At 63.9% G+C, this 26,366-nt stretch carries 19 protein-coding genes; 6 read left to right on the top strand and 13 right to left on the bottom strand.

All coding sequences use genetic code 11. From position 1 onward, the window contains the following. The first annotated feature begins 39 nt into the window (after nt 1-39). Entirely contained in the window at nt 40-2,229 is a 2,190-nt protein-coding gene (locus BTHE68_RS13855) for a heavy metal translocating P-type ATPase (protein ID WP_162068188.1), read from the top strand. Here the strand turns inward: BTHE68_RS13855 and BTHE68_RS13850 are convergent. The 4 genes from BTHE68_RS13850 to BTHE68_RS13835 form a co-directional block, all read right to left on the bottom strand. Continuing rightward, nucleotides 2,169-2,651 (bottom strand): thioesterase family protein, encoded by a 483-nt coding sequence (locus BTHE68_RS13850; protein WP_162066944.1) that lies wholly within the window; start codon nt 2,649-2,651, stop codon nt 2,169-2,171. The genes BTHE68_RS13855 and BTHE68_RS13850 overlap by 61 nt on opposite strands. 10 nt (nt 2,652-2,661) lie before the next feature. Continuing rightward, the gene (locus BTHE68_RS13845; protein ID WP_162066943.1) at nt 2,662-3,609 is read right to left on the bottom strand and encodes an L-carnitine dehydrogenase; all 948 of its coding nucleotides are present in this window, start codon (nt 3,607-3,609) and stop codon (nt 2,662-2,664) included. A gap of 20 nt (nt 3,610-3,629) precedes the next feature. Beyond that, nucleotides 3,630-4,559 (bottom strand): 3-dehydrocarnitine:acetyl-CoA trimethylamine transferase CdhC, encoded by a 930-nt coding sequence (cdhC, locus tag BTHE68_RS13840; protein WP_162066942.1) that lies wholly within the window; start codon nt 4,557-4,559, stop codon nt 3,630-3,632. 249 nt (nt 4,560-4,808) lie between these two features. Then, nucleotides 4,809-5,756 (bottom strand): choline ABC transporter substrate-binding protein, encoded by a 948-nt coding sequence (locus tag BTHE68_RS13835; RefSeq protein ID WP_162066941.1) that lies wholly within the window; start codon nt 5,754-5,756, stop codon nt 4,809-4,811. A 492-nt stretch (nt 5,757-6,248) separates the two neighbouring features. Between BTHE68_RS13835 and BTHE68_RS13830 the strand changes: the two genes are divergently transcribed. Then, entirely contained in the window at nt 6,249-9,317 is a 3,069-nt protein-coding gene (locus BTHE68_RS13830) for an acetoacetate--CoA ligase (protein ID WP_162066940.1), read from the top strand. 119 nt (nt 9,318-9,436) lie between these two features. Further along, entirely contained in the window at nt 9,437-10,414 is a 978-nt protein-coding gene (locus BTHE68_RS13825; protein ID WP_162066939.1) for a GlxA family transcriptional regulator, read from the top strand. A 693-nt stretch (nt 10,415-11,107) separates the two neighbouring features. Here the strand turns inward: BTHE68_RS13825 and BTHE68_RS13820 are convergent. Further along, a complete protein-coding gene (locus tag BTHE68_RS13820; protein ID WP_162066938.1) occupies nt 11,108-12,256 on the bottom strand; it encodes a porin in 1,149 nt (382 codons plus the stop codon). A gap of 345 nt (nt 12,257-12,601) precedes the next feature. Between BTHE68_RS13820 and BTHE68_RS13815 the strand changes: the two genes are divergently transcribed. Continuing rightward, nucleotides 12,602-13,624 (top strand): glycosyltransferase family 2 protein, encoded by a 1,023-nt coding sequence (locus BTHE68_RS13815; RefSeq protein ID WP_232077992.1) that lies wholly within the window; start codon nt 12,602-12,604, stop codon nt 13,622-13,624. Between the two features lie 4 nt (nt 13,625-13,628). Here BTHE68_RS13815 and BTHE68_RS13810 read toward each other — a convergent pair whose 3' ends face one another. Both BTHE68_RS13810 and betC read right to left on the bottom strand, forming a co-directional pair. After that, complete coding sequence (locus tag BTHE68_RS13810; protein WP_162066937.1) at nt 13,629-14,576, bottom strand: choline ABC transporter substrate-binding protein; 948 nt, start codon at nt 14,574-14,576, stop codon at nt 13,629-13,631. Nucleotides 14,577-14,620: 44 nt separating this feature from the next. Further along, a complete protein-coding gene (gene betC, locus BTHE68_RS13805; RefSeq protein WP_162066936.1) occupies nt 14,621-16,156 on the bottom strand; it encodes a choline-sulfatase in 1,536 nt (511 codons plus the stop codon). A gap of 108 nt (nt 16,157-16,264) precedes the next feature. On the opposite strand from betC, the gene BTHE68_RS13800 reads away from it, so the two are divergent. Both BTHE68_RS13800 and purU read left to right on the top strand, forming a co-directional pair. Further along, entirely contained in the window at nt 16,265-17,176 is a 912-nt protein-coding gene (locus BTHE68_RS13800; protein WP_162066935.1) for a choline sulfate utilization transcriptional regulator, read from the top strand. 119 nt (nt 17,177-17,295) lie between these two features. Further along, nucleotides 17,296-18,171 carry a formyltetrahydrofolate deformylase gene (gene purU / locus BTHE68_RS13795; RefSeq protein ID WP_162066934.1) on the top strand — a complete coding sequence of 292 codons (876 nt, stop codon included), beginning with the start codon at nt 17,296-17,298 and terminating at the stop codon, nt 18,169-18,171. A gap of 718 nt (nt 18,172-18,889) precedes the next feature. Here purU and BTHE68_RS13790 read toward each other — a convergent pair. From BTHE68_RS13790 to BTHE68_RS13765, 6 genes are all read right to left on the bottom strand, one after another. Beyond that, nucleotides 18,890-19,744 carry a glycine betaine ABC transporter substrate-binding protein gene (locus BTHE68_RS13790; protein WP_162066933.1) on the bottom strand — a complete coding sequence of 285 codons (855 nt, stop codon included), beginning with the start codon at nt 19,742-19,744 and terminating at the stop codon, nt 18,890-18,892. 128 nt (nt 19,745-19,872) lie between these two features. Beyond that, on the bottom strand, nt 19,873-21,102 hold the full coding sequence (locus BTHE68_RS13785; RefSeq protein ID WP_174258039.1) for an FAD-binding oxidoreductase: 1,230 nt from the start codon (nt 21,100-21,102) through the stop codon (nt 19,873-19,875). Between the two features lie 34 nt (nt 21,103-21,136). Beyond that, entirely contained in the window at nt 21,137-22,435 is a 1,299-nt protein-coding gene (locus tag BTHE68_RS13780; RefSeq protein WP_162066932.1) for an aromatic ring-hydroxylating oxygenase subunit alpha, read from the bottom strand. A gap of 95 nt (nt 22,436-22,530) precedes the next feature. Next, the gene (locus BTHE68_RS13775; protein ID WP_162066931.1) at nt 22,531-23,289 is read right to left on the bottom strand and encodes an electron transfer flavoprotein subunit beta/FixA family protein; all 759 of its coding nucleotides are present in this window, start codon (nt 23,287-23,289) and stop codon (nt 22,531-22,533) included. Continuing rightward, nucleotides 23,286-24,446, bottom strand: a complete 1,161-nt coding sequence (locus BTHE68_RS13770) for an electron transfer flavoprotein subunit alpha/FixB family protein (RefSeq protein ID WP_162066930.1) — start codon at nt 24,444-24,446, stop codon at nt 23,286-23,288. Before BTHE68_RS13770 ends, BTHE68_RS13775 begins: the two co-directional genes overlap by 4 nt. 5 nt (nt 24,447-24,451) lie before the next feature. Further along, nucleotides 24,452-26,362 carry a (Fe-S)-binding protein gene (locus tag BTHE68_RS13765; RefSeq protein WP_162066929.1) on the bottom strand — a complete coding sequence of 637 codons (1,911 nt, stop codon included), beginning with the start codon at nt 26,360-26,362 and terminating at the stop codon, nt 24,452-24,454. Between the last annotated feature and the right edge of the window lie 4 nt (nt 26,363-26,366).

Here is a 26,366-nt window from a genome sequence, read left to right as displayed (position 1 = left end):
ACCGATCAACAAAGAACCGCGGAACTCGCCGTGACTGGCATGACCTGCGCGTCGTGCGTCGCGCGCGTCGAGAAGGTGCTCAGGCGCGTGCCGGGCGTCGAGAGCGTCGCGGTCAATCTCGCCACCGAGAAGGCGACCGTTCACGCGAGCGGCGCCGTCTCCGACGATCAGCTCGTCGCCGCCGTCGCGAAAGCCGGTTACGACGCCGCGCCAATTCTGCCCGAAGCGCCGCCCGCCGCCGCCGCGCCGCCCGCATTCGATCGCGAGCTCGCGGCGGTGTTCGCGTCCGCCGTGCTCACCGTGCCGCTGCTCGCGCCGATGTTCGGCCTCGCGCTGAACCCGTGGCTGCAACTCGCGCTCGCGAGCGTCGTGCAGTTCGGCTTTGGTGCGCGTTTCTATGTCGGCGGTTATCGCGCGGTGCGGGCGTTCGCGGGCAACATGGATCTGCTCGTCGCGCTCGGCACGTCGGCGGCGTGGGGCTTGTCCGTCTGGCAGATGGCCGCGCACGGCGGCATGACGGAGCATCTGTTCTTCGAGGCGTCGGCGGTCGTCATCACGCTGGTGCGCTTCGGCAAGTGGCTGGAAGCGCGCGCCAAGCGCCAGACCACCGACGCGATCCGCGCGCTCAATGCGCTGCGCCCGGACAAGGCGCGCGTGCGCGATCGCGACGACCCGGCGCGCGAACGCGAAGTCGCGCTCGCCGATGTGCGGATCGGCGATATCGCGATCGTGCGGCCGGGCGAGCGCGTGCCGGTCGACGGCATCGTGCGCGAGGGCCGCACGCATATCGACGAATCGCTGATCACGGGCGAAAGCCTGCCCGTCGCGAAGGAACCCGGCGCGCGTGCGACCGGCGGCTCGATCAACGGCGAAGGCGTGATCGCGATCGAAACCACGGCGATCGGCGCGGAAACGACGCTCGCGCGCATCATCCGGCTGGTGGAATCGGCGCAGGCGGAGAAGGCGCCGATCCAGCGGCTGGTGGATCGCGTGTCGGCAGTGTTCGTGCCCGCGATCCTCGCGATCGCGCTCGTCACGCTGGCCGGCTGGCTGTGGCACGGCGCGAACGCGGAAACGGCGCTGCTCAACGCCGTCGCAGTGCTCGTGATCGCGTGCCCGTGCGCGCTCGGCCTCGCGACGCCGACCGCGATCATGGCCGGCACCGGCGTCGCGGCGCGCCAGGGCATTCTCATCAAGGACGCGCAGGCGCTCGAACAGGCGCATGCGATTACGATCGTCGCGTTCGACAAGACCGGCACGCTGACCGTCGGCAAACCCAGCCTGGTCGCGTTCGATGCCGCGCCCGGGCAGGATCGGGCCGAAGCCCTCGGGCTCGCCGCCGCCGTGCAGCGCATGAGCGAACATCCGCTGGCGAAGGCGGTGGTCGCGGCTGCGCACGACGCGCCGCGTTTCGATGCGAGCGCGGCGCGCGCGGTCGCCGGGCGCGGCGTGGAGGCGGATGTCGGAGCGCGGCGCATCGCGATCGGCAGCGCGCGCTGGATCGCCGAATTGAACGCCGACGTACCTTCGTCGCTGGCGGCGCGCGCCCGCGAACTGGAGGCGCAGGGCAATACGATTTCCTGGCTCATCGACCTCGATAGCGCCGTGCTCGCACTGCTCGCGTTCGGCGACACGATCAAGCCGACCGCACGCGCCGCCATCGATCGCCTTGCGCGCATGGGCGTGAAAAGCGCGCTCGTCACCGGCGACAATCAGGGCAGCGCGCAGGCCGTCGCGCGCGCGTTGGGCATTCCGTCGGATCTGGTGTTTGCACAAACGCTGCCCGCCGACAAGGCGCGCGTCGTCGCGCAACTGAAGGCGTCGGGCAAGGGCATCGTCGCGATGGCCGGCGACGGCATCAACGACGCGCCCGCGCTCGCCGCCGCCGATATCGGCATCGCGATGGCGAGCGGCACCGACGTGGCGATCGAAGCGGCCGGCCTCACGCTGATGCGCGGCGATCCGGCGCTCGTCGCGGACGCGATCGATATCTCGCGGCGCACCTACCGCAAGATTCAGCAGAACCTGTTCTGGGCGTTCGTCTACAACCTGATTGGCATTCCGCTCGCGGCGTTCGGCATGCTCGATCCGATGTTCGCGGGCGCGGCGATGGCGTTCTCCAGCGTGAGCGTGGTGACCAACGCGTTGCTGCTGAGAACGTGGCGCGCTCAGGCCGGCGCAGTGGCCGACGAAGCGCGTCCGGCCAAGCCGATCACGCGGCCCGCATAACGCGCGTCCTTCAGCGCGATGGCCGGCTCGGCGGCGATGCGCGCGGCGATGTCCTCATCGAACGATGCGGACTTCGGCGCGCCGCTCGAATCGATGTGCATCATCATCTGCTCGCACGCGGACACCGGCTCGGCCGTCTCGCCCTCGAACATCTCCATATAGAGATGGACGCGCTTCCTGTCATGCGCGACGACCCGCGTTTCCACGCGCACCGCCGCGCCCTCCTTGATCTCGCGCAGATAGCTGATGTGCGCTTCGAGGGTGTAGAGCGTGCGCTGCCGCGCGCGGCGGCCCGCGTCGTCGAGACCGATGTGGTCCATGAACGCATCGGTCGCGAGGCTGTAGATCAGCATGTAGAACGCATCGCGCAGATGGCCGTTGTAGTCGACCCATTCGGGCTTGACCGTGTCGCGATAGATCATCGTGGTTCCTTTAATCTTCGATGCCGTGACGCGCTTTCGCCTGCGCGATCGCCTCGATCACGCTCGCGATGCAGTCGTCGCGATAGCGCTCCAGTTCCTTGATGCCGCGCCCGTTGGTCTGCCGTGATGTGCCGTCGACCACGCGGTCGATGAGTTCGTCGGTCAGCGTCGGCGCGACGAGCTTCGTCCACGGCAATTCGAGCGCGGGGCCGAACTGCTGCATGAAGTGTCGCATGCCCGCCTCGCCGCCGGCCAGCGTGTAGGTCAGGAACGTGCCCATGAACGACCAGCGGATGCCCGCGCCGTAGCGGATCGCGTCGTCGATTTCGCCGGTCGTCGCGACGCCGTCGTTCACGAGATGCAGCGCCTCGCGCCACAGCGCTTCGAGCAGGCGGTCCGCGATGAAGCCCGGCACTTCCTTTCGCACGCGCAAGGGCCGCATGCCGATGGATGCGTAGAAGCTCATTGCCGCGTCGATCGCTTCGCCGGAAGTCGCTTCGCCGCCGAGCACTTCGACGAGCGGCAGCAGATACACCGGATTGAACGGATGACCGACCACGCAGCGCTGCGGATTCACCGCACGCGCGTAGAACTCGGTCGGCAGCAACCCCGACGTCGACGACGCGATGATCGCATCGGGCTTCGCCGCGCGGCTCACGCGTTCGTGCAGCGCGAGCTTCAGTTCCTCGCGTTCGGGCGCGCTTTCCTGGATGAAGTCGGCATCGGCGACGCATTCCTCGACCGTCGATACGACGCGCAACCGCTGCGGCGACGCGCCTTTCGCCAGACCGGCGCGCTCGAGCGCCGGCCACGCGTTGGCGACGTTCGCGCGCAACTGCGCTTCGGCGCCGGGCGCGGGGTCCCACGCGGTGACGTCGAGCCCTGCTCCGAGCGCGCGCGCCACCCAGCCGCTGCCGATCACACCCGCGCCGAGCGCGGCGAATTGCTTGACTTGCATGTCGATGTGTCCTTGTCTGTTCAGGCGAATTGTTCGGCGATGCGTTTTTCCAGCAGACGTTCGCCGCGCGGCGGCAGTCCGAGCTTTCGGCGTCCTTCGGCAGGCGTGAGCGCGCGTGCGCCCAGCCGTTCGATGATTTCGACGGCGCGTTGCACGAGCGAGCCGTTCGTCGCATGCACGCCGCGATCGAGCCACAGGTTGTCTTCGAGACCGACGCGCACGTGGCCGCCGAGCAGCATCGCCTGCGCGACCATCGGCATCTGCATGCGGCCGATGCCGAAGCCCGCCCAGTGCGCGCCGGGCGGCAGGTTGTCGACCATCGCCTTCATCGTGCCGGTGTCGGGCGGTGCGCCCCATGGGATGCCCATGCATAGCTGGAAGAGCGGCGGGTTATCGAGCAGGCCTTCTTTCAGCAGTTGATTGGCGAACCACAGATGACCCGTATCGAATATTTCCAGTTCGGGCTTCACGCCGAGTTCCTGGATGCGCTTTGCGCCGGCGCGAAGTTGCGCGGGCGTCGAGACGTAGATGTAGTCGCCGTCGCCGAAGTTGAGCGTGCCGCAGTCGAGCGTGCAGATTTCGGGCAGCAGTTCTTCGACGTGGGCGAGACGCGTCAGGCCGCCGACGAGATCGGTGTTCGCGCCGAAGCGCATCGGGTCTTCGCCCGGGCCGATTTCGAGGTCGCCGCCCATGCCGGCGGTCAGGTTGATGATCACGTCGGTGTCGGAGGAGCGGATGCGGTCTACTACCTCTCTGTATAACGCGGGATCGCGGCTGCCTCTGCCCGTTTTGGGATCGCGTACGTGGCAATGGGCGACGGTGGCGCCCGCGCGGGCCGCTTCTATTGCTGCCTGAGCTATCTGTTTTGGAGTCGTGGGGATGGCGGGGTGCTTGCCGGTCGTGTCGCCGGCGCCGGTTACTGCGCACGTTACTATCACTTCGTAGTTCATCGTCTTGGTCCTTTTCCTTCTGTTAGGGTTCCTTTGTTTCTGGCTCGCTTTTTGTTGCTTTCGCTGGATCCCGTTTTCGTGTCGGTTTATTAGCACTGCCCCTGTGCGGGGCGGCAGTCACTTTCTTTGCTGCTGCAAAGAAAGTAACCAAAGAAAGCAGCTCGAGACGCCCCGCACAGGGGCAGTGCCAATAAACCAACACGAATACGGGATCCGGCGACAAACCCAAACCCCAATCGCAAGCAAAACTCACAGCCCGAGATACTGCCTGACCGCCGTCAACCCCTCCTTCCCATCAACCGTCTTCACGCCTGCAAGCCAGGCATCCAACACCTGCGGGTTCTGCTTGAGATAGGCCTTCGCCGCCTCCTGAGGCCGCTCCTTGTTCATCACCGGCTGCATCAACCGGTTCTCCAGATCAGTCGTGAATCGCAGATTGGAAACGAACTTCCCCGCATTAGGACACCGCGCCAGAAAATCCGTATTCGTCAGGGTGTAAACCCGCGCTTCGCCATAGTTCGGCCCGAACACCTCATCCCCACCCGAGAGATAGTTGATCTTCATCTGAATGTTCATCGGATGCGGCTCCCAGCCCAGAAACACCACCGGCTTCTTCTCGCGGATCGCGCGCTCGACCGTGACCAGCATCCCCGCCTCGCTCGACTGCACGAGCTTGAACCCACCCAACCCGAACTGATTCGAATCGATCATCTTCTGAATCTTGGCGTTCGCGCTGCTGCCCGGCTCGATGCCGTAGATCGTGCCGCCCAGTTCGTCGCGATGCTTCGCGATGTCCGCAAAAGTCTTGATGCCCGCATCGTACGCATAGCTCGGCACGGCGAGCGTCGCTTTCGCGCCCGAAAGATTCGGCGGTTCCAGCTTCTGGATGCTCTTCGCTTCGAGGAACGGCTCGACCGCCTTCTGCTGCACCGGCCACCAGTAACCAAGCGAGACATCGATCTGCTTGCTCTTCAGCCCGGCAAGCGAAATCGGCACCGACGCCACCGTGGTCCGCGGCGCATAGCCGAGCCCCTCGAACACGACCGACGCGAGCGCGGTCGTCGAGGTGATGTCGGTCCAACCGATGTCGACGAAGCGCACCGTGCGGCAACTCGCGTCTTCCGCCTGCGCGCCCGGCGCAACGGCGAATGCGGAACAGGTAACGGCAAGCAGCGTGCAGATCAGGTGTTGTCTCATGTCGAGCCTTCCGGTGAGGGTTCAATCGATGCGCCGGTTCGCGTGCCGGCATGGGGTACAAAGTACCGCCGCATAAAGGCGCCCGAACGCCCGCTTGCGACCGTGACTTGACTGCTTGCGACCTCCCGACCGGACGCATTCACGCACGCACGTTCGCGCCTTCGACTATCTCTTTTCAGCCTATATTCCAAGATTTTTCGCCCTAGCGTAAACGCGAATTGAGATGAACAAACCTGCCAGAAAGCGTAGTAATTGCCGCCTTTCGGTATCCGAAACATGCTTTAGCGCCCATTTGCAAGGTCAAACTGTGCCGGAACGCCACAACCTCTGTGGTTACGCGCACATTGGAAGGATTTCCGGCGGGGTACATTCGACATGAGGGGTTAGGCTGGTCTCCGACGCCTGCGGCAGAGGGAATGGAGCAATTTCCTGCGATCGCCGTCGAGCACATAGCTATTTAAATCACGTCGTCCAATCAAAGGTGCCTGGGACATGGACCGTCAAGACGCCATCCGAGAGAATGCGCGGCTGTATGCGCGCGAACCGCTATTTCAGCCGTCCACCGAACAGATTTCAGCATCGCGCATGACGGCCTTCGCACAGGCCTTCGAGAAAGCAACTGGCGAACATTTCGCTGACTATTCCCAATTGCACGCCTACGCGGCGCGTGAATACCGGCAATTCTGGAAATGCTTTCTCGAATCGGCGCGCGGTCTCGAATGGTCGGGTTCGGATGAGCCGGTTTGCATCGGCAATCAATGCGAAACGGCCAGATTTTTTCCGAACGTCGAATTGAATTACGCCGAAAATCTGCTCGGCAAACGCATCGCTCCCGACGACGCGCCCGCGCTCACCTCGTGCTATGCCGACGGCCGGCGCATCGCCTATACGCGCGGTGAGCTGCGCGAGCGCGTCGTGCGGCTCGCGCAGACGCTTTCCGAGCTGGGCCTGAAAGAGGGCGACCGCGTGGTCGCGATCATGCGCAACGACGGCGACGCGATCACCGTCGCGCTCGCCGTGACCGCGCTCGGCGCCACGCTGTCCACCGCCGCGCCGGAAAACGGCGTGCAGGCGATCCTCGACCGCTTCGCGCCGCTCGACCCGAAGATGATGTTCGCGCATACCATGCAGCGTCCGTTCGACACGGGCGGCTCGATCTCGGGGCACGTCGCCGCGGTGGCCGCGCAGCTGCCGACACTGACCGACATCGTCTGTCTCGACGAAACGGATCTGCCCAGTTCAGTGACGCAGCGCCAGCACGAGTTGCACTCGCTGATCGTGCGCGGCGACGCGATGCGCTTCTCATGGAAGCGCTTCCCGTTCAATCATCCGCTCTTCATCATGTTTTCGTCGGGCACGACGGGCAAGCCGAAATGTATCGTGCACGGCGCGGGCGGCACGCTGCTCGAACACGTGAAGGAACATCGCCTGCACAGCGACTTCGGCCCCGGCGACAAGCTGTTCTTCCACACGAGCTGCTCGTGGATGATGTGGAACTGGCAGATGTCGGTGCTCGCATCGGGCGTCGAGATCGTCACCTATGACGGCCCGGTCTCGGCCGTCGACACGCTCTGGCGTCTCATCGCGAAGGAGCACGTGACCGTGTTCGGCACGAGTCCCGCCTATCTCAAGATGAGCGAGGACGCGGGCATCGAACCGGGTACGCAGGTCGATCTGTCCGCGCTGCGGGCGATGATGTCCACCGGCGCCGTGCTCTACGACTCGCAGTTCCAGTGGGTCTACGAGCATGTGAAGCCATTGCAGTTGCAATCGATCTCGGGCGGCACGGACATCATCGGCTGCTTCGTGCTCGGCAACCCGAACCTGCCCGTCTATGCGGGCGAAGCGCAATGCAGGAGCCTCGGCCTCGACGTGCAGGCGTTCGATCAGGGCGCGAGCACGATCATGCCGGGCGAGCTCGTCTGCACGAATCCGTTCCCGTCGCGCCCGCTCGGCTTCTTCGGCGACGATGACGGCTCGCGCTTTCACAAGGCCTACTTCGCCGCGAACGAAGGCGTGTGGACGCACGGCGATGTCATCGAGTTCTCGCCGCAGGGTTCCGCGCGGCTGCACGGCCGCAGCGACGGCGTGCTGAACGTGCGCGGCATCAACGTGAGCCCGGGCGAGATCTATCGCATCCTGAGCGGCATTGCCGAGATTCGTCACGCGATGGTCGTACCGCAGACCGGCGCGAACGCGGGCGATGCGGGCCAGCGCATCGTGCTGCTGCTCGTGCTGCGGCCCGGCGCGCAACTGAATGCGGCGCTTGCCGCACATGTGCGCCGCGATCTCACGCGCCAGGGCTCGGCCGCGCTCGTGCCGGACGTGATCGTGCAGGTCGCCGGTCTGCCGGTCACGCACAACAACAAGCCATCGGAAGCCGCCGCGCGCGACGCGGTCAACGGTCTGCCCGCGCGCAACGTGTCGTCGCTCGCGAATCCCGAGTGTCTCGATCAGATCCGCGAGCATCCGTCGCTCACGCGCGTGAAGCGCGAACTGCCCGCGCCGGGCGAATCGGTCGAGGCGATCGAAGCGTATCTGTGCGCGCTGTGGGAGCAGCATTTCAGCTTCTCGCCGATCGGCCGCGACGACAATTTCTTCGAGCTGGGCGGCCATTCGCTGCTCGCCGCGCGCATGCTCACCGACGTGCAGCGCGCGACCGGCCGCACGCTGCCGCTCTCGACGATGATCCTCGCGCCTACCATCGCGCGACTCGCAGCGGTTCTCGCCGCCGATCCGGACACGCGTGCCGGCAACTCCACGCTCGTGCAGATGCGCGCGGGCAGCGGCCGGCCGCTTTTCATGGTGCACAGCATCACCGGCTCGGTGATGGAGTGCCTGACGCTCGCGGGCATGCTGCAGAACGAGCGGCCCGTCTATGGCCTGCAGGCGCTGGGCCTCGACGGCGATGAAGCGCCGCAGCACAGCGTCGAAGAGATGGCGCGGGGCTACGTGCTGCGCATGCGCGAAGTGCAGCCGAGCGGGCCGTATGCGCTCGTCGGTTATTCGTTCGGCGGTCTGATCGCGTTCGAGATCGCGCAGCAGCTCGTCGCGGCGGGCGAAAAGATCGAGATGCTCTGCCTGCTCGATACCTACGTTCACACGGGCTGCCTGCCCTTATCGCAGTGGACGCGCTATCAGGCGGCCGTGATCGTCGAACGTCTGCGCGAATTGCGTTCGCTCGAAGCGGGCGAGCGCTTCGGCTACATGCGCGGCAAGGCGGCCGTGATCACCGACCGCGTGCGCATGCGGATGGGCAAGCAGGCGCACACGCCCGCGCCCGATGCAATCGGCATGCCGCCCGTGCTTCAGCGCGTGCGCGAATCGATGCGCGTGGCGATGACGACCTACCGGCCGCGCCGGTATGACGGCGGCCCGATCGTCTATGTGCGCGCGAGCCTGCTCGACAACTCGCGCAGCGATCCGCTGCCGGTCTGGCAACGCGTCGCCAAGCACGGCTTGCGCGTCATGCAGGTCGATGGCAAGCACACCGATCTGGTCGTCGAACCGCATCTCGCCGCCGTTGCGCAGACGCTCACGAACGAACTGTCGAGCGCCTGAACGCACGTTCTTTCGCATCCGGTCCGGCTCGCCCTACGGGGCGCGCCGGATTGCGCGCGTTTATTGCACTTGCTAGCGTGGACGGCTTGCCAATCGACCTGTCTTTATCGATCGATCCGATGTCCGCTCCCCACCATTTCCACTTCCTGTTGTTGCCCGAATTCTCGTCGATCGGTTTCATGTCCGCGATCGAACCTTTGCGAGTCGCCAATCGCTTCGCGGGCGATCTGTATCGCTGGCATATCCTGTCCGTCGACGGCGGGCCGGTCGCCGCGAGCAACGGCATCACGCTCAATGCCGAAAGCGCATTCGATCAGGTGAGCGATGCGCGCACCGTGTTCGTCGTGTCGGGCTTCGAGCCGCTCTCCGACTACACGCGCGCGATCGGCGACTGGCTGAAGCGTCTCGATCGCGCGGGCGCGACGCTCGGCGGCATCGACACGGGCAGCTTCATCCTCGCCGAAGCCGGCCTGCTCGCGGGCAAGCGGGCGACGCTGCATTGGGAGGCGGCCGCTGCGTTCACTGAGCGTTATCCGGCCATCGAGACGAGTCAGGAACTCTTCGAGATCGACACGCGTCGCATCACGTGCGCGGGCGGCACGGCGTCGATCGATCTGATGCTCGACCTGATCGCGCGCGAACATGGCGCGAGCCTCGCGGCGCAGGTGTCGGAGCAGTTCGTGCTGGGGCGCATCAGGCAGCGCTCGGATCATCAGCGACTGCAGATCGCGGCGCGCTACGGCATTCACAACCGCAAGCTGATCCAGGTGATCGAGCTGATGGAGCAGAACATGGAAGAGCCGCTGTCGCCGGATGCGCTCGCCGAATCGATCGGCGTGACGCGGCGGCAACTGGAGCGGCTTTTCTGCGCGTCGATGAAGGACACGCCGACGCATTTCTATCTTGGGCTTCGGCTTACGCGGGCGCGTGAGTTGCTGCAGCAGACGGATATGTCGATCCTTGCGGTATGCGTTGCTTGCGGGTTCGAATCGCCGTCGCATTTCTCGCGCACGTATCGTGTGCGCTTCAACACGAGTCCGCGGCAGGATCGCAGCGCATTGCGTGGTGTCGCTGCCGCTGGGCTCGCGGCGGCCTAGTTTGTCGCCGGGTCCCGTTGGCGTGTTGGTCTGTTGGCGTTGCCCCTGTGCGGGGCGGCAGTCACTTTCTTTGCTGCTGCAAAGAAAGTAACCAAAGAAAGCAGCCGTCCCCATCCAAAGTACTTCAGGCCGGCCCCGGCACAGGCGATCGGTCTTGGCACAGTAGTAGCGAGTGCCCTCATAGTCCTAATCGGGCTTGGACCGCGCACGGTCTGTCACATCGCACTAAATAACACACTGGTTCAGCACGAAATGGCTCCGGCCCGCTTCGCGGCCGACGGGTTTATCGGGTGCGCGCGTGCTTCTATACCAAGTTATCCATACCAATGGTTTCCCTTGCATACCCCACGGCAGCGCGTAGCGCTGTGCCGAAGCCATTTCGTGCTGAACCAGTGCCCTTGGCGTACTAGCTTGTCAGACCGTGCGCGGTCCAAGCCCGGTTAGGCCTACGAGGGCACTCGCTACAGGGGCCACGAGCGACGAGAAGAACACCCAAATTGCGTGTGACCGCGGGCGTCTCGAGCTGCTTTCTTTGGTTACTTTCTTTGCAGCAGCAAAGAAAGTGACTGCCGCCCCGCACAGGGGCAACGCCAATAAACCGACACGAATACGGGATCCGGCGAAAACCCCGAAGCGTATCAGGTAATTTCGCCAATCCCCTATACATTCCTAAACGACAATTCCCACCACGCTCTAGAACGAATGACGCATGCCGATACGCACATCGGCCTGAGTATTCGACGATGAAGGCGTAAAGCTATAGCCGATCACCGCATCGATGGGCCCCGACGCACGCAGATAGTCGCCAGACACATACACATCCGTGCGCTTCGAAAGCAGATAGTGCAAACCAAGCGACCCCTGATTCCAGTGATTGCCTTCGAAGCGCGTGTGCTGATAGCCGCCGTACAGGCTCAGATCGGGCATGAAGCTATACGACGCACCGGCTTCATACACCTGCATGTGCGAGGTTTGCCCAAGTCCCTTGATCGTCGTGTAGGTGAAGTTGCCCGACAACATCAGCTTGCCGATGGTCCACGCCGCGCCCACTGCAAACGCGCCCTGTTTGTCGACGGGAAACGCGTTCGCACTGTAGAGATCCGTAACCGCGCCGGTCGCGGGATCGACGGATACGGTCGGCTGGCCGAGGAAGGTGCGCGCGCCGATCATCGCGTAGGGATCGAACGCATAGATGCCGTTGGGGTTGTTCAGTTGCGTATAGGCCGCGCCGACATTGAAGGTGCTCGCCGCATAGTGCGCGCCCACGCTCCACGCGCTGTTGCGATGGAAGTCGCCCGCCTGATTGCCGAACGAATACATGCCGCCGAACGTGAAGCCGCCGAAGTCGTTCGACAGAAACTTGATCGAGTTCGGCAGGCGATCGCCGTTCATGCGGTCGAAGTCGCCCTGGTGAATCGCATAGCCGCTCGCCCAGGCCGAGATGTTGTAGAGATAGACGAACTCCTCGGTCATGTCGAGCTGATTACCGAGCGACACCGTGCCCCACTGGTTCTTCAGGCCCACATATGCCTGCCGGCCGAACTCGGCGCCGCCGAACGCGTACTGGCCATTGCCGAGATGAAAGCCCGACTCCAGCACGAAGATCGCCTGCAGCCCGCCGCCCAGATCCTCGACGCCACGAAAGCCGATGCGGTTGCCGTAGGAAATGCCGTCGTCGAACTTCACCACGTGCGAGCCGCCGGTGTTGCTCACCCAGGTGATGCCCGCATCGAGGATGCCGTAGAGCGTCACGCTGCTTTGCGCATGCGCCGCCACAGGCACGCTCGCCGCACCCGCCGTGAACGCGAGCCCTGCGATCTTCGCGGCATGTCCTTTTCTCATGTGCTGGTCCTTTGCTCGTCTTGATGGATGTTGCGTTGGAAAAAGCGCTGCCCTGCCCGCGCGCATGGCGTGAAGGCATAGACAAGCTGACGTTGCCGGGAACTGATCTGCTACGCGACGAAGCGACTCGTCGTGTCGAGGTTATAAAAATAAGGTTCCATATATGTCGCGGCTCGACCTGTTGCGACGCAAATCTGTCCAGTTGCGACTCATGCAACTGGGTGTTGCGCGTCAATAGAGCGACTGCGAATTCAGATATGCCCGATATGCCCGCTGGACGCTGCTCCGCATACTTCGAATCTGTAAAAAAACCGCACCCCTCCGTCTCGCATCGCCCACCGCTCCATGACGCCTGAAAACGCCCTGAAATCACCGCCCCTCGTCTCTGTCGTGATTCCCGCCTTCAATGCGGAACGCTTCATCGGCGAAGCGATTGCCTCCATTCAGCAGCAAACGCTCGAAGACTGGCAGCTCATCGTCGTGGACGATGGCTCGACCGATCAGACCATGTCCGCCGCCCGGCACGCCGCCGGCGACGACCAGCGCATCCGCCTCATCCGCTTCGACCGGAACGAGGGTGTCAGCGTCGCGTCGAACGCGGGTTTCGATGCGGCGCAAGGCGAGTTCATCGCTCGCCTCGACGCCGATGACCGCGCGGTCCCTGCGAGGCTTGCCGCCCAGGTCGAAGCATTCAGAGACTGCGATCGTCTGGCGGCCGCCGGATCACACGCCCTGGTGTTCGGCGATGTCCCCGAGGGCATTGCGCATTGCTCGCTGGGCGACGCGGACATCAAGGCGCACCTTCTCGACGGCCTGAACACGATCAGCGGCGGCACGCTGATGGTCCGGCGCTCGTTCATTCGGGAACACCATATTCGCTTCGACGATCGCTCGGCCAGCGCCGAAGACCTCGACTATCTCGCCGCGATCATGGCGGCCGGCGGCCGGCTCTCGAATGTCGACGAGGTGCTCACCGAACACCGGTCTCATCGTGCGAGCCTGACCAACAGCCGGCATGACGTCGCGCGCGACTGTCTCCAGGCCGCCCGCGGTCGCCTTCTCAGTCTGTGGTATCCCGGCCTCGAGCCGCGCGACATCGATCTCATCGTCGCCGCGTTCCTGCACATCTATGCACCTCATACCGAAGGCCTGCTCGACATGATTCGCGCGATCGACAGGCTCGTCTCCACTCAGGCGCGGGATTTCGGCCAGGACGTATCCATCGTGCATGACATCGTGCTCGAACGCCTGGCCAAAGCGGTAGGCGTCTATCGCGATCACGCACTCCTCAACAAGTCTCACGTCGAGGCCATCCGCCACTTCGTATCTCCGGCCACCCGCGCGGTCATCGACCGCCTCGGCCTCTAACCCTTCACTTCACGCCGAGCGCGGTCTGAACGGCTTCCAGGCCGTTACCGCCGCTCGACGTGCTCACGCCGTCGAGCCAGGATTTCAGCAGTTCCGGATGGCGCTTGAGCGCATCCGTCGCGGCTGCGTCGACGTGGGTTTTCTTTTCCAGCACCTCGGTGATCACGCCGTTCTCCAGATCGACGTTGAACGCCATCTGCCTGAACAGGCGCGCGACGTTCGGGCAGTGCTGCTCGTAGCCGCTGCGCGCCACCGTGTTGACCGTCGCGCCGCCATAATTCGCGCCGAAGTACCGGTCGCCGCCATCGAGATAGGCGAGCTTGAACTTCGTGTTCATCACATGCGGCTCCCAGCCGAGAAACACGATCCACTTCTTCTCGCGCACCGCGCGATCCACTTGCGTAAGCATCGCGGTCTCGCTCGATTCGACCACTTTCCAGTCGCCCAGACCGAATGACTTGTCGTCGACCATGCGCTTGATGTTCTGATTCGCGGGCGCGCCCGGCTCGATGCCATAGATGCGGTGATCGAACTTGTCGGCGTTCTTCGCGAGGTCTGCGAACGAATGCACGCCGGCGGCCGCCACATAGTCCGGCACGGCAAGCGTGAACTTCGCGTTGGAGAGATTCGGGCGCACCACGTCGATCGATTTCTCCTCGAAGAACGGCTTCACGAGCGGCGCCTGCGCAGGCATCCAGTTGCCGAGAAAGACGTCGATCTGCCCTTTCTTCATGCCCTGATACGTGATCGGCACCGACAGGTTCGCGACGTTCTGCCGGTAGCCGAGCGCCTTGAGCACGATGCCGCTCATTGCATTGGTCGCGTCGATATCGGTCCAGCCGGGCCCGGCCATGTGCACCTGAGTGCAGGACTGCGGCTCCGCGGACGACGCGTGAGACGTCACGATGCCGAGCGCGGCGGCGACGAGCGCATGGATGAAGCCCTTTTTCATGGTGCGTTCCTGTCGAATGTGGGGTGATGGTGCGGATCGCGTCGTCAGTGCTCGACGGCGGGAAAACGCGCCATCGCTTCGAGGTCGTCCAGATCGATGTGATTGCGCATGTAGCGCTGGCTCGCATCGACATGCGGCTGCCAGTCCCATGATTGAATCGTGCCGCGCGTCGTCGCCGCGAAGTGGAAATGACGGCGCTGCTGGCTCTTCAGCACCTCCTGATGCAGCGCGTCGAGATTCCAGCGGCGCGCGACTTCGGCGCGGAATTCGGCCACGCGCGATGCATGACGCTGGTCACTCGCGAGATTCGCGCGCTCGAACGGATCGGCTTCGATGTCATAGAGCTGATCGGGATCGACGCGCGTGTAAATGAACTTGAAACGTCCACGCCGGATCATCACGATGGGCGCGATCGCGCCTTCCGCGAGATATTCGCCGATCGCCTCGTCATGGCCGCCGGTCTCGCGAAGATGCGGCACGAGGCTTCGACCGTCGATGCTATCGGGCCATGATTGGGGCGCTTCTCCGCGCGCGAATTCGACGAGCGTCGGCAGCACGTCGAGATGCGAGACCGAGTCCGCCACGCGATGCGCGCGAAACTGCTTCGGCGCATGCACGATCAGCGGCACGCGGCAGCCGCCTTCGAAAAACGTCATCTTGTACCAGAGGCCGCGCTCGCCGAGCATCTCGCCATGATCGGACGTGACGACGATGATCGTATCGTCGGCGAGGCCCGCCTGTTCGAGCGCTTCGAGGATCGCGGCGAACTGATCGTCGACATAGGACACCGCGCCGTAATAGGCGCGCCGCGCGTTGCGGATCTGCCGCTCGGTCGGCGGCGTGCGGTCCGCTTCGTACACGTGACGCAGACGCTTGGAATGGGGATCGCATGCATCGAGCGAATCGCGATACGAAGGCATGTCGATATCCTCATCGCGATACATGTCCCAGTACTTGCGCGGAATCGCGTACGGATCGTGCGGATGCGTGAGGGACGCGACCATCATGAACCGCCGCGCGTCTCTGCCCGCGTTGCGCTCGCGCGCGATATCGAAGAGCTTCTGACGCGCCGTGAAGGTCACTTCGTCATCGAAGTCGAGCTGATTGGTTCGCACGCACGGGCCAGCGTCGATCACGGAGCTCATGTTGTGATACCACGTCGGGCGCGCATCGGGATTCTGCCAGTCGGGCGTCCAGCCGAAATCGGCGGGATAGATATCGGTCGTGAGACGCTCCTCGAAGCCGTGCAACTGATCCGCGCCGCAGAAATGCATCTTGCCCGAAAGAATCGTGCGATAGCCTTCGGCGCGCAGATAGTGCGCGAACGTGAGCGTCTCGGACGGAAACTCGGCGGCGTTGTCATATGCGCCGATATTCGAAGGCAGCTTGCCTGCGAGAAGCGAAAAGCGCGACGGCGCGCATAGCGGGCTTGCGCAATACGCGGATTCGAACACGACACCTTCTCGTGCGAGCGCATCGATGCGCGGCGTCTTCGTCACGCGGTTGCCGTATGCGCCGAGCGCGAAGGGCGTGAGTTGATCGGCCATCAGCACAAGGATATTTGGTTTCGTCTCAAGCATGAATGCGTGCCTCGAATAGAATCTTTGTTTGAGCGTTCAGTCTCACTATTGCCGTTCAGATAACGGCTGTGAAGATGGCAATTCGTTATGTGCATATAAGGAGCACTTATGCCGCGGCCGGATCGCCTGCCACCGATGCAGGCGCTACTGATGTTCGAATCCGCCGCGCGTCTCGCGAGCTTCACGGCCGCGGCGCGCGAACTCGGCTCGACGCAGCCCGCCGTGAGCCAGCGCGTCGTGCAACTGGAGGAATCGCTCGGCGCGGCGCTGTTCGAGCGCGGGCATCGCGGCGTCACGCTCACCGAAGACGGCGCGCGTCTCTTCGATGCCGTGCGGCGCGGCCTCGACGTCATACGCGCGGCTACGTCCGACATCCGCTCGCGTCATGCGCAGCGCACGCTCACGCTCTCGACGGACTTCGGCTTCGCCACCTACTGGCTGATGCCGCGCCTGCCGCAATTCAAGGCGCTGATGCCCGATGTCGACGTGAAGATCATCACGTCGCAGAGCCTGCCGAGCGCATCGGGCGATCATGCGGACGTCGTCATCGTGTTCGGCGATACACAGACCGAATGGGGCAACAGGAGCGCCGTGAAGCTCTTTCCCGAGCGCGTGATGCCGGTATGCAGCCCCGCGCTGATCGCGGGCAGAAGCGCGCCCGTCTCTCCCGCCGATCTGGCCGGGCTGCCGTTGCTGCATCTCGAACCGACGCTCCCCGAACGCTGGCTGTCGTGGAGCGCATGGTTCGAGGCGCACGGCCTCGCCGCACCGCCGACGCAAGGCGGCTTCACCTTCAACAGTTACGCGCTCGTCGCGCACGCGGCGGTGATGGGCCAGGGCGTTGCGCTGGGCTGGGCGCCGCTCATCGACGAACTGATCGCGACGGGCCAGCTCGTCGCGCTCTGCGACGCGCCGCTCGTCACCGAGCGCGGCTACGTGCTGGTCACGGCGCGCGAGCCGGTTGCCGCAGTGCGGGCGTTCAGCGAGTGGCTGCTCGACGAATGCGACGTCACCGGCTGACGCTTTCATACTATCTGCGCGGCGTTTCGCTTCTATCCGGAGCGTGCCGGTGTTTGCTCTACTAGCGTGTACGCTCGCCGCATTTCGCGGCGTTGCGACCCTACGAATGTGGAGCACGCATGGCCGCCGATTCCCGCTTTGATCAACTGGTGCTTACCGTCTCGTGCCCGAGCGCGGCGGGGCAGGTCGCCGCCATCGTCGGCTTTCTGGAGCGGCATCACGGCTATATCGACGAATTCACCGTGTTCGACGACGATTTGAGCGAACGCTTCTTCGTGCGCTGCGTGTTTCATGGCGCGCGGCCTGAAGAGGCGCTCGATCTCGCGATGCTCAAGCGCGAATTCGAGCCGATCGCCGGGCGCTTCTCGATGTCATGGGCGATGCACGATCTCGCCGTGCGGCCGAAGGTGCTCATCATGGTATCGAAGCTGGAGCATTGTCTCGCCGATCTGTTGTTCCGCTGGCGCATGGGCGAGTTGAAGATGGATATCGTCGGGATCGGGTCGAATCATACGGACCTGGCGCATCTTGCCGCGCAGCATGGCCTGCCGTTTCATCATCTGCCGATTACCGCCGATACCAAGCCTCAGCAGGAGGCGCGTTTGCTCGATCTGTTCGAGACTTCAGGCGCTGAATTGATGGTGCTTGCGCGTTATATGCAGATTCTTTCGGGTGAGACGAGCCGCGCGCTCGCCGGGCGGGCGATCAATATTCATCACTCGTTCCTGCCGGGGTTCAAGGGGGCGAAGCCTTATCATCAGGCGCATACGCGGGGCGTCAAGCTCATTGGCGCGACGGCGCATTTCGTTACCGATGATCTCGATGAAGGGCCAATCATCGAGCAGGAGGTCGAGCGGGTCGACCATTCTTATGGGCCTGAGAGGCTGCTTGCCACCGGGCGTGATGTTGAATGCATTACGCTGGCGCGGGCTGTGAAGGCTTTTATCGAGCGGCGGGTTTTTATTAATGGTGAGCGGACTGTGGTTTTGGGTTGAAGGTTTTGGGTTTTTGCTTTCGCTTGGGTTTGTCGCCGGATCCCGTGATCGTGTCGGTCTATTAGCGTTGCCCCTGTGCGGGGCGGCACCTACTTTCTTTGCTGCTGCAAAGAAAGTAGGCAAAGAAAGCAGCTCGAGACGCCCGCGGTCATACGCAATTTGGGTGTTCCTCTCGTTGTTCGTGGCCTCTGTAGCGAGTGCCCTCGTAGGCCACCTCGGGCTTGGACCGCGCACGGTCTGACTAGCTAGTTGCTTAAGCGCACTGGTTCAGCACGAAATAGCTTCGGCACAGCGCTGCGCGCTGCCGTGGGGTATGCAAGGGAAACCGACGAGAAAGTAGAAACGCAGAAGCACACGCAGACCCGATTGACCCATCGGCCGCGAAGCGGGCTGGAGCTATTTCGTGCTGAACCAGTCGCGCGTGTGGTGCGATGTGACAGACCGTGCGCGGTCCAAGTCCGAGGTGGCCTGTGAGGGCATTCGCTACAGACGCCACGAGCGAGGAGAAGGATACCCAAATTGCGTGTGACCGCGGGCGTATCAGGCTGCTTTCTTTGGTTACTTTCTTTGCAGCAGCAAAGAAAGTGACTGCCGCCCCGCACAGGGGCAGTGCTAATAGACCGACGCTTATGCGGGATCCGGCGACAACAAACAAAAAAAGCGCCGCAAGGGAACCCCCCCACGACGCTTAGCGTTTGCCCAAACGCAAAAGAACCCTTTACTTAACCCAGGAATCTACCCGATCCCCATGCGCGCCGATCCACGCATCGGCAGCCGCCTGCGGCTTCTCTCCGTTCTGCGTGGCAAGCATCACGCTATCGATCTCACCCGGTTTCCACTGAAACTTCTTCAGAAACGCCACAACCTGCGGCGCCTTCTTCTCCAGTTCCGGATTGATCACGTTGTCCACGTGCTCGGATTCACCGAACACCTTCTTCGGATCTTCCAGGAATTTCAGCTTGTACTTCGCGAACATCCAGTGCGGCTTCCAGCCCGTCACGATGATCGGCTTCTTAGCCGCTTCCGAGCGCGCCAGTTCCGCCGTCATCGCGCTACCCGAGCTCGGCAGCAGCTTGTAGTCGAGGTTGTAGGCCTTGATCGCCTCGCTGGTCTTCTGCATCACACCCGCGCCAGCATCGATCCCGACGATGCGCGAATCGAATTCCGCCTTCTTCGCTTCGAGATCCGAAAGACTATTGACGTCGACATTCTCAGGCACGATCAAACCGATCTTCGCATCCTGAAAGTTCGGACCGAGATTCACGACCTTCGCCTTGAAGTTGTTCCAGTACGCGCCATGCGTCACCGGCAGCCACGCGGACAAGGTCGCATCCAGATCGCCGCGCGCAACGCCCTGCCACATCACGCCCGCCGCAACCGGCACGAGCTGCACCGGATACCCCAGCTTCTTCTCGATGATGCGCGCAGCCACGTTCGACGTCGCGACGCTATCGTCCCAGCCCTCGACATAACCGATTTTGATGGTCGGCTTGTCTGCGGCGTTCGCCCCAAAACTCGCAGCCAGCGCGGCGGTCATCGCCCCGAGCACGAGCATTCTTCTCATCGGTTTCATTTGGTTTCCCCTTAGCGGCCCACGCCGTGTAGCGAACAGAATCACTAGCCAGAATTGGCCCGTAACGCACTTTTCCGACACTCAGTTGTCAAGAAACGACGCACCCCGATCAGGGTCGCCCGGGCACCTCACTTGTCGACGACGAGATCCGTCAACGGCTTGCTGCAGCACAACAGCACCATGCCCTGATCGATCTCGCGCTGACGAATTCCCCCCGCATGTTTCATGCTCACTTCGCCGGACACGAGCTTCACCTTGCAGGTGCCGCACATACCTTGCGTGCACGATGAAGGCAAACGCACGCCCGCTTTCTTCGCGGCATCGAGCACGTGTTCGTGGCCGCCGCATTCGATATCGCGCCGGCTCTTCGCAAAGTTGACCTTGAACTTCGTTTCGATCAAGGGCTCCACGACCGGCTCGATGACCGGCTCTGCGGGAGCAGGCTCGAAGCCAACCGCTTCCTCACGCGCTTCGACGAAATCCGTCTGCGCCGCGAGCGCATCGCCGACGTGCGCGGTCGTCAACACCGCCGCGACCTCTTCGACGACGCCGAACGAAAAGCTCTCCTCGTGATAATGCTTGCGATCGAAACCCCCTTCGTCGAGCAGATCGCGCACCGCCTTCATGTACGGCGCGGGACCGCACGTGAAGATCTCGCGTTCGAGAAAGTCCGGCGCGATCAGCTTCAGCAACGGCAGGCTCAGAAAGCCCGTCACGCCCGGCCAATTCGTGCGCGCGCCCACGCGTTCGCAGACGAATGCAGTGCGGAAGTTCTTCTGGTTCGACGCGATCAGATCGAGTTCGCGCGCGAAGATGATGTCGTCCGGCGTGCGCGCGCTATGCACGAACATGATGTCCGCATCGTCGACAAGCTCGTGATGCGCGCGGCTCATCGACATGAGCGGCGTGATGCCCGAGCCCGCCGATAGAAACAGGAACTTGCGCGCCGGATGACGCGCGCACGTGAATTCGCCCGACGGCCCGAGCACGCGCACGGTCGTTCCCGCCACGACGTTGTCGTGCAGCCAGTTCGACACCTTGCCGCCCGGCACGCGCTTCACCGTGATGGAGATCGTGTGCGGCCGCGTCGGCGCGGACGAGATCGTGTAGCAACGATTGATCTGCTCGCCGTCGATATCGAGTTCGAGCGTGATGAACTGCCCCGGCTCGAAGACAAACGTGCGTTCGCCGGGCGCCTTGAAGAAAAAGCTTTTGACGTCATGCGTTTCCTGCCGGACGTGACAGCAGACGAGCGTCTCGTCCGTATCGCAATCCCAGCGCACGGGCAGCGTCCCCCAGAATTTCGGCTGGGTGACACGGCTTTGGGTCGGCTCGAACGTAGCCTGATCGCGCATCATGTTCTGCTCCTGCTCGCTGCTGTTCGAACGCGCTTTAGCGCATGAAGGAAACGACTTTCTCGCCGTGCGATGCATCCACGCCGTGCTCGGGCGCGTTCGCATGATCGGCAAGACGCCCGATGTACCACTCGCAGAACTTCTCGACGAGCCCTTCCGTGAACGGCGAATACGGGCCCGGCTCGTACGCGTTGCTCGCGACGCCGAGCTGCGAATACTCGACGAGCGTGCGGTCCTGATCGTTCGTCGCGCGCCACACGGCGGTGAGGTTGTCGACGTCATAATCGATACCCTCGCGCGCATCCTTGTGCACCAGCCATTTCGTTCGCACGAGCGTTTCGCCCGACGCAAGCGGAATCACGCAGAACGTCACGATGTGGTCGCTCATGAAGTGATGCCACGAATTCGGCTGCGTCCAGAACGAGAGGCCGCCCAGGTCCGCGCGCTCGAAGCCGCCGAGCAGCTTCTTCGATGCGACCCTGGCGTCGAGTGTCTGCGATTCGCCGTCGCGGTCGAGCGGCAGGCGCTGCGTGCGAAAACCCGTGACGAGATCGGACAGACGTTCGATTTCGGCGGACGGCAGGGACATCGCTTCCCATTGCTTCGTGCGCTCGGCGACGGTCTGCTCGAACGCGGCCATGCCTTCCTCGTTGGCAGGCGAACGCTGATAGCCGAAGCCGTATTCATAGAGCGAAATGGTCAGCTCGGGATGGTTCGCGACGCAGTGATAGCACTCGCGATTGTTCTCCATCGTGAGCTTCCAGTTGCCCTTCTCGACGATGTCGATGCTCGCCGCGATCTTGCAGTCCTTGAGGCCATGCGGCGCGAGATACGGCTCCATCGCTTCGCGCATCACGGCAAAGTCGGCGGGTGGTTCATCGGCGAGGCAGATGAAAATCAGGCCCGCGAGATTCTGCACGTGCACCTTCTTCAGGCTGTGCTTGCAGCGGTCGAACTGGTCGCCCATGTGCTCGGCGAACATCAGGTCGCCGGAGAGGTTGTACGTCCAGCTGTGATACGGGCACACGATATTGCCGAGCGAGCCCTTCTCCTGATTGCACAGGCGCGCGCCGCGATGGCGGCACACGTTGTAGAAGGCGCGGATTTCCATGTCGTCGTCGCGCACGATCAGGATCGAATCGTTGCCGATCTCGACCGTCGTGTAATCGCCCGGTTCGGGAATGTCCGGTTCGATGGCGACCTGAATCCAGGTCTTGCGGAAGATGGCATCGAGGTCGAGCGCGTGGATCTCCGGGCTCGTATAGAACGGCGCCTCGAGCGTATGGCCCTTTTTGCGGCGTTCGATCATTGCGCGAACGTCTGCCGAAACTTTCATCGTGTGCTCCGTTTTGCGTCACGTCTGGTGCCCCGCCAAACACCTTTGAACGCGGGCTGCTGCTTTCGTATGTGGGACCGGGCTTGCGTCGAAACCTAGTAATCGACGAGTTGATGCTCGCGCAAATACGCCAGAATCACTTGTGCTTTTTCGACGGAACTCCCTTCAATTACGACGCTGCCGCCGCGGCTTTCGGTCGTCGTCGCGCCGAGCATGCGCGCGTGGCCCGAGCGCTTCTCGGGCGCGGCCAGTTTCTTCGGCTTGGCCGTGACCGGGCCGATGCTCCAGGCGGTGTTTTCCTTCTCGACAGGCGCGCTCGCCGCAACCGGCGTGACGTGGCCTTCACGCATGCGCGCATATGCGTAGCGCGGCGCGGCGTTGGCGAGCGGATGCACGGCGACGAGCGCGGGCAGCGGCGCGCGCACGCGGCGGCGCAAGCCTTTCGGCATGAACTGACGCACTTCCACGCCGTCCTTCGTCACGCTGACGTCGACAGCCGCGCCGACGAGCGGCACGTTCAGCGCATCGGCGAGCTTGTAGGGCAGCGTGCCGCTGTCGAACGCGCCTTCGGCGCGCGTGCCGGTGAACACGAGGTCGTAACCCGCGAGCCTCGCGCCAAGCGCCGCGCACGCATCGCCTTGCGTGTTCAGCACTTCGACTTTCGGCGCGCCGAGCGCGAGATATTCCGCGAGTGCGGGATTTCCCGGATCGCCCGCGTGCAACACGTCGAGTTGCGCGTGGTGCGTCCTGGCGATGCCGATTGCGATCGTCAAGGCGGCCGCATCGTTGCGGCTGTAACGCGCCGCGCCGCTGACGGGATGGCGGCCGGTGGAAACCAGAACGGCGATCTTCATGCTGCGACTCCCTCGGCAACGTGCGCGGTCTGCACGATCGAAGCACCGCTGGCCCGCACGGCGCGCGCGGCGGCGGCGGCATCGGCCAGCGCCTTGATGGTTTCCTGCGTGTCCGCGACGATCGTGAGATTCGCGCGTTTGGCAATCGGCGCGCTGGCGTCGAGATTCACGGCGATCACGTGACGGCAATCCTTGATGCCCTGCAAGTGCTGCACGGCGCCCGAAATGCCGAACGCGATATACACGCTCGCCTCGACCGTCTTGCCGGTCGCGCCGATCTGCTTGTCGCGCGTGAACTTGCCATCGTCGACAGCGACGCGGCTCGCGCCGATCGCCGCGCCCAGCGTGCCCGCCAGCGCCTCGAACGCGGCGACATCGGACACGCCGTTGCCCGCCGACACGATGAAATCCGCCTCTTCCAGCGCGACCTGCGCGGCGTCCATTTCCTCGATGCCGAGATCGACGTAAGCGCTCACTTTCGATGCCGGCACGATGCCGTCCGGATTCACCGCCTCGCCCGCGCCGACGAACGGCAGCTTCGCATCGACCGCGTTGGCGGCGAGCAGAATCACATCGGGCAAGGCGCGCGACGCGAGCGCGCGGCCCGCCTGCGCATACGATGCGACGTGCGCGGCGTCGAGCTCGACGACCTGCGTCGCAATCGATGCGTCCGCGCGCGCGGCGTAGCGGCGGCCGAGATCGCCATCGCCCGTTGCGTTGTCGGGCATGAAGACGTGCGAGGGCGTGAATGCCGCGACGCATGCCGTCAGCGCGCGCACTTCTTCGTCGGGCGCGTAATTGCGCCGGTCGAACGCGGGCAGTTCGATATAACGATCCACGCCCAGCGCCGCGGCATCGTCCTTGAACTCGCCGAACGCGATCAGCACGACTTCGGTGGCGTCATCCGCGAGCAGCGCGGCGGCGGCGAGCGCCTGGCGCGCGTGATCGTCGAGCGCGCCGCGATCCGTATGCGCCGCGACGAGCAGCACGCGCGTGGCGGGCTTCATCGTGCGGCGCGGCTTCACCGCTTCCCTGTGACCGCCATGCGCGAAGTCCAGCACGACGCCATTGCCGACTTCACCGAGCGTGATGCGCTTGAGCCCCGCCGCCGTGACGATGAAAGGCCGGCGCGGATCGATTCGTTTGATGTCGTTCATTGCCTTTACTCCAGCGCTGCGGCGACGAGTTCCGCCACGTCGAGCACTTCGGGACGCGAGCCGACCACGCCTTCCAGCATCGCGGTGCATTGCGGGCAACCGACCGCGACCACGTCCGCGCCGACCGACTTCGCATCGGCGATGCGGATATCGGGAATGCGCTGCTTGCCGGGGATATCGGTCAGCGGCGCGCCGCCGCCGCCGCCGCAGCAGCGTGCGCGCATGCCATGACGTTCCATCTCGACGACCTTGATGCCGATGGTCTTCAGCAGCTTGCGCGGCGCTTCCGTCTCGCCGTTGTAGCGGCCGAGATAGCACGGATCGTGATACGTGATCTTCTTGTCGGCGAGCACGGCGGCGGCCTTCGGCGTCAGCTTGCCGTTCGCGACGAGCTCGGCCATGAACGCGGTGTGATGCTGCACTTCGTAATAGCCGCCGAGCGCGCGATATTCATTGCGCAGGCTGTGCAGCACATGCGGATCGGCCGTGACGATGCGGCGGAACTGATACTGCGACAGCGTGTTCATCAGCTTCGACGCGCATTGCTGGAACGTGGCTTCGTCGCCGAGACGCCGGGCTGTGTCGCCGGTATCGGTTTCGACGCCGCCGAGCACCGCGTAATCGACGCCCGCCTTGTTCAGCACCTTCGCCAAGGCGCGCAGCGTGCGCTGATAGCGCATGTCGAACGCGCCTTCGCCGGCGATCAGCAGCACATCCACGGGACGTCCAGGCTGCGCGACCTGCACCTGCAGATCCACCGACCAGTCATAGCGCGCGCCGATGTCGTAGCCGTTCTGGCTGCCCGTCTCGCGCAGATTCGCGAGCGTGATCGGACCTTTGCCCGGCACGTCTCCTTCGACCAACGTCTGATTGCGGCGCATGTCGACGATCGCATCGACGTGCTCGATCAGCATCGGGCACTCCTGCACGCACGCGCGGCAGGTGGTGCATGACCAGATCGTGTCGGCTTCGATCATCTGTGAGATGAGCGGCTTCGCCGGACCGCCCGAATGCTTGCCGACCGGAATGCCTGGTGTCGGGCTGCCCGCGTATTGCGAGTCGGAACCGCCGACCATGCCGACGACCAGATCCTGAATCAGCTTCTTCGGATTGAGCGGCTGACCCGATGCGAACGCGGGGCACGCGGCCTCGCACTTGCCGCATTGCACGCAGGCATCGAAGCTCAGCAACTGGTTCCAGCGAAACTCCACCGGCTTGCCGACGCCGTATTCCTTCGCATCGAGCACGGGCTTTTTCAGCGCGGTCGGCGGCACCACTTCGTGCTCGGTCTTCGCCCTGAAACGCTCCTGGCGCGGATGGAACGCGAGATGCAGGAGACCCGCCATCGCGTGCTTCATCGGGCCGCCTTGCGCCGCGCCGAAGGTCATGGTGTAGGCGCCCGCCGCGATCAGCAACGCGACGATGATCGCGAGCGATCCCGACATCCACGAAGCGGGCAACAGCATGAACAGCGCGAGACCGACGGCGAACGATCCGAGCAACAGCGGCAGGCTGTCCCACGGTCCGCGCGACAGACGCGCGGGCACATCTTTCGGACGGCGACGCCGGTACACGAACACCGCGCCGACCAGCATGATGATGGCCGCGAGGAAGATCGCGCGGTCGAGCCAGACCGAGTAGATCGCGAGACCGTAGTTGATGAAGACGAGCGCCATCGCGAGGATCGCGCCGCCGGCGGTCGCGACGTGCGTCTTCGCGATATACGGATCGCGCGCCACGACATGATGCAGATCGACGAAATAGCGCTTGGGGATGGTCAGCAGATTCGCCCATCCGTACGCGCCGGCCGTCGTCGCGCGGCCTTCGCGCCAGTAAGCCGCGCGCTTGAGCAAGGCGAACGCGAGGCCCGCCATCGAAAGCCACAGCAAAGCGGTGATGACAAACACGGGGTTCATCGTC

Source organism: Burkholderia sp. THE68, from assembly GCF_009938265.1.
Classification (GTDB): Bacteria; Pseudomonadota; Gammaproteobacteria; order Burkholderiales; family Burkholderiaceae; genus Caballeronia.
Note: the sequence above shows the minus strand (reverse complement) of the source record. Positions and strands in the feature narration are given on the sequence as shown.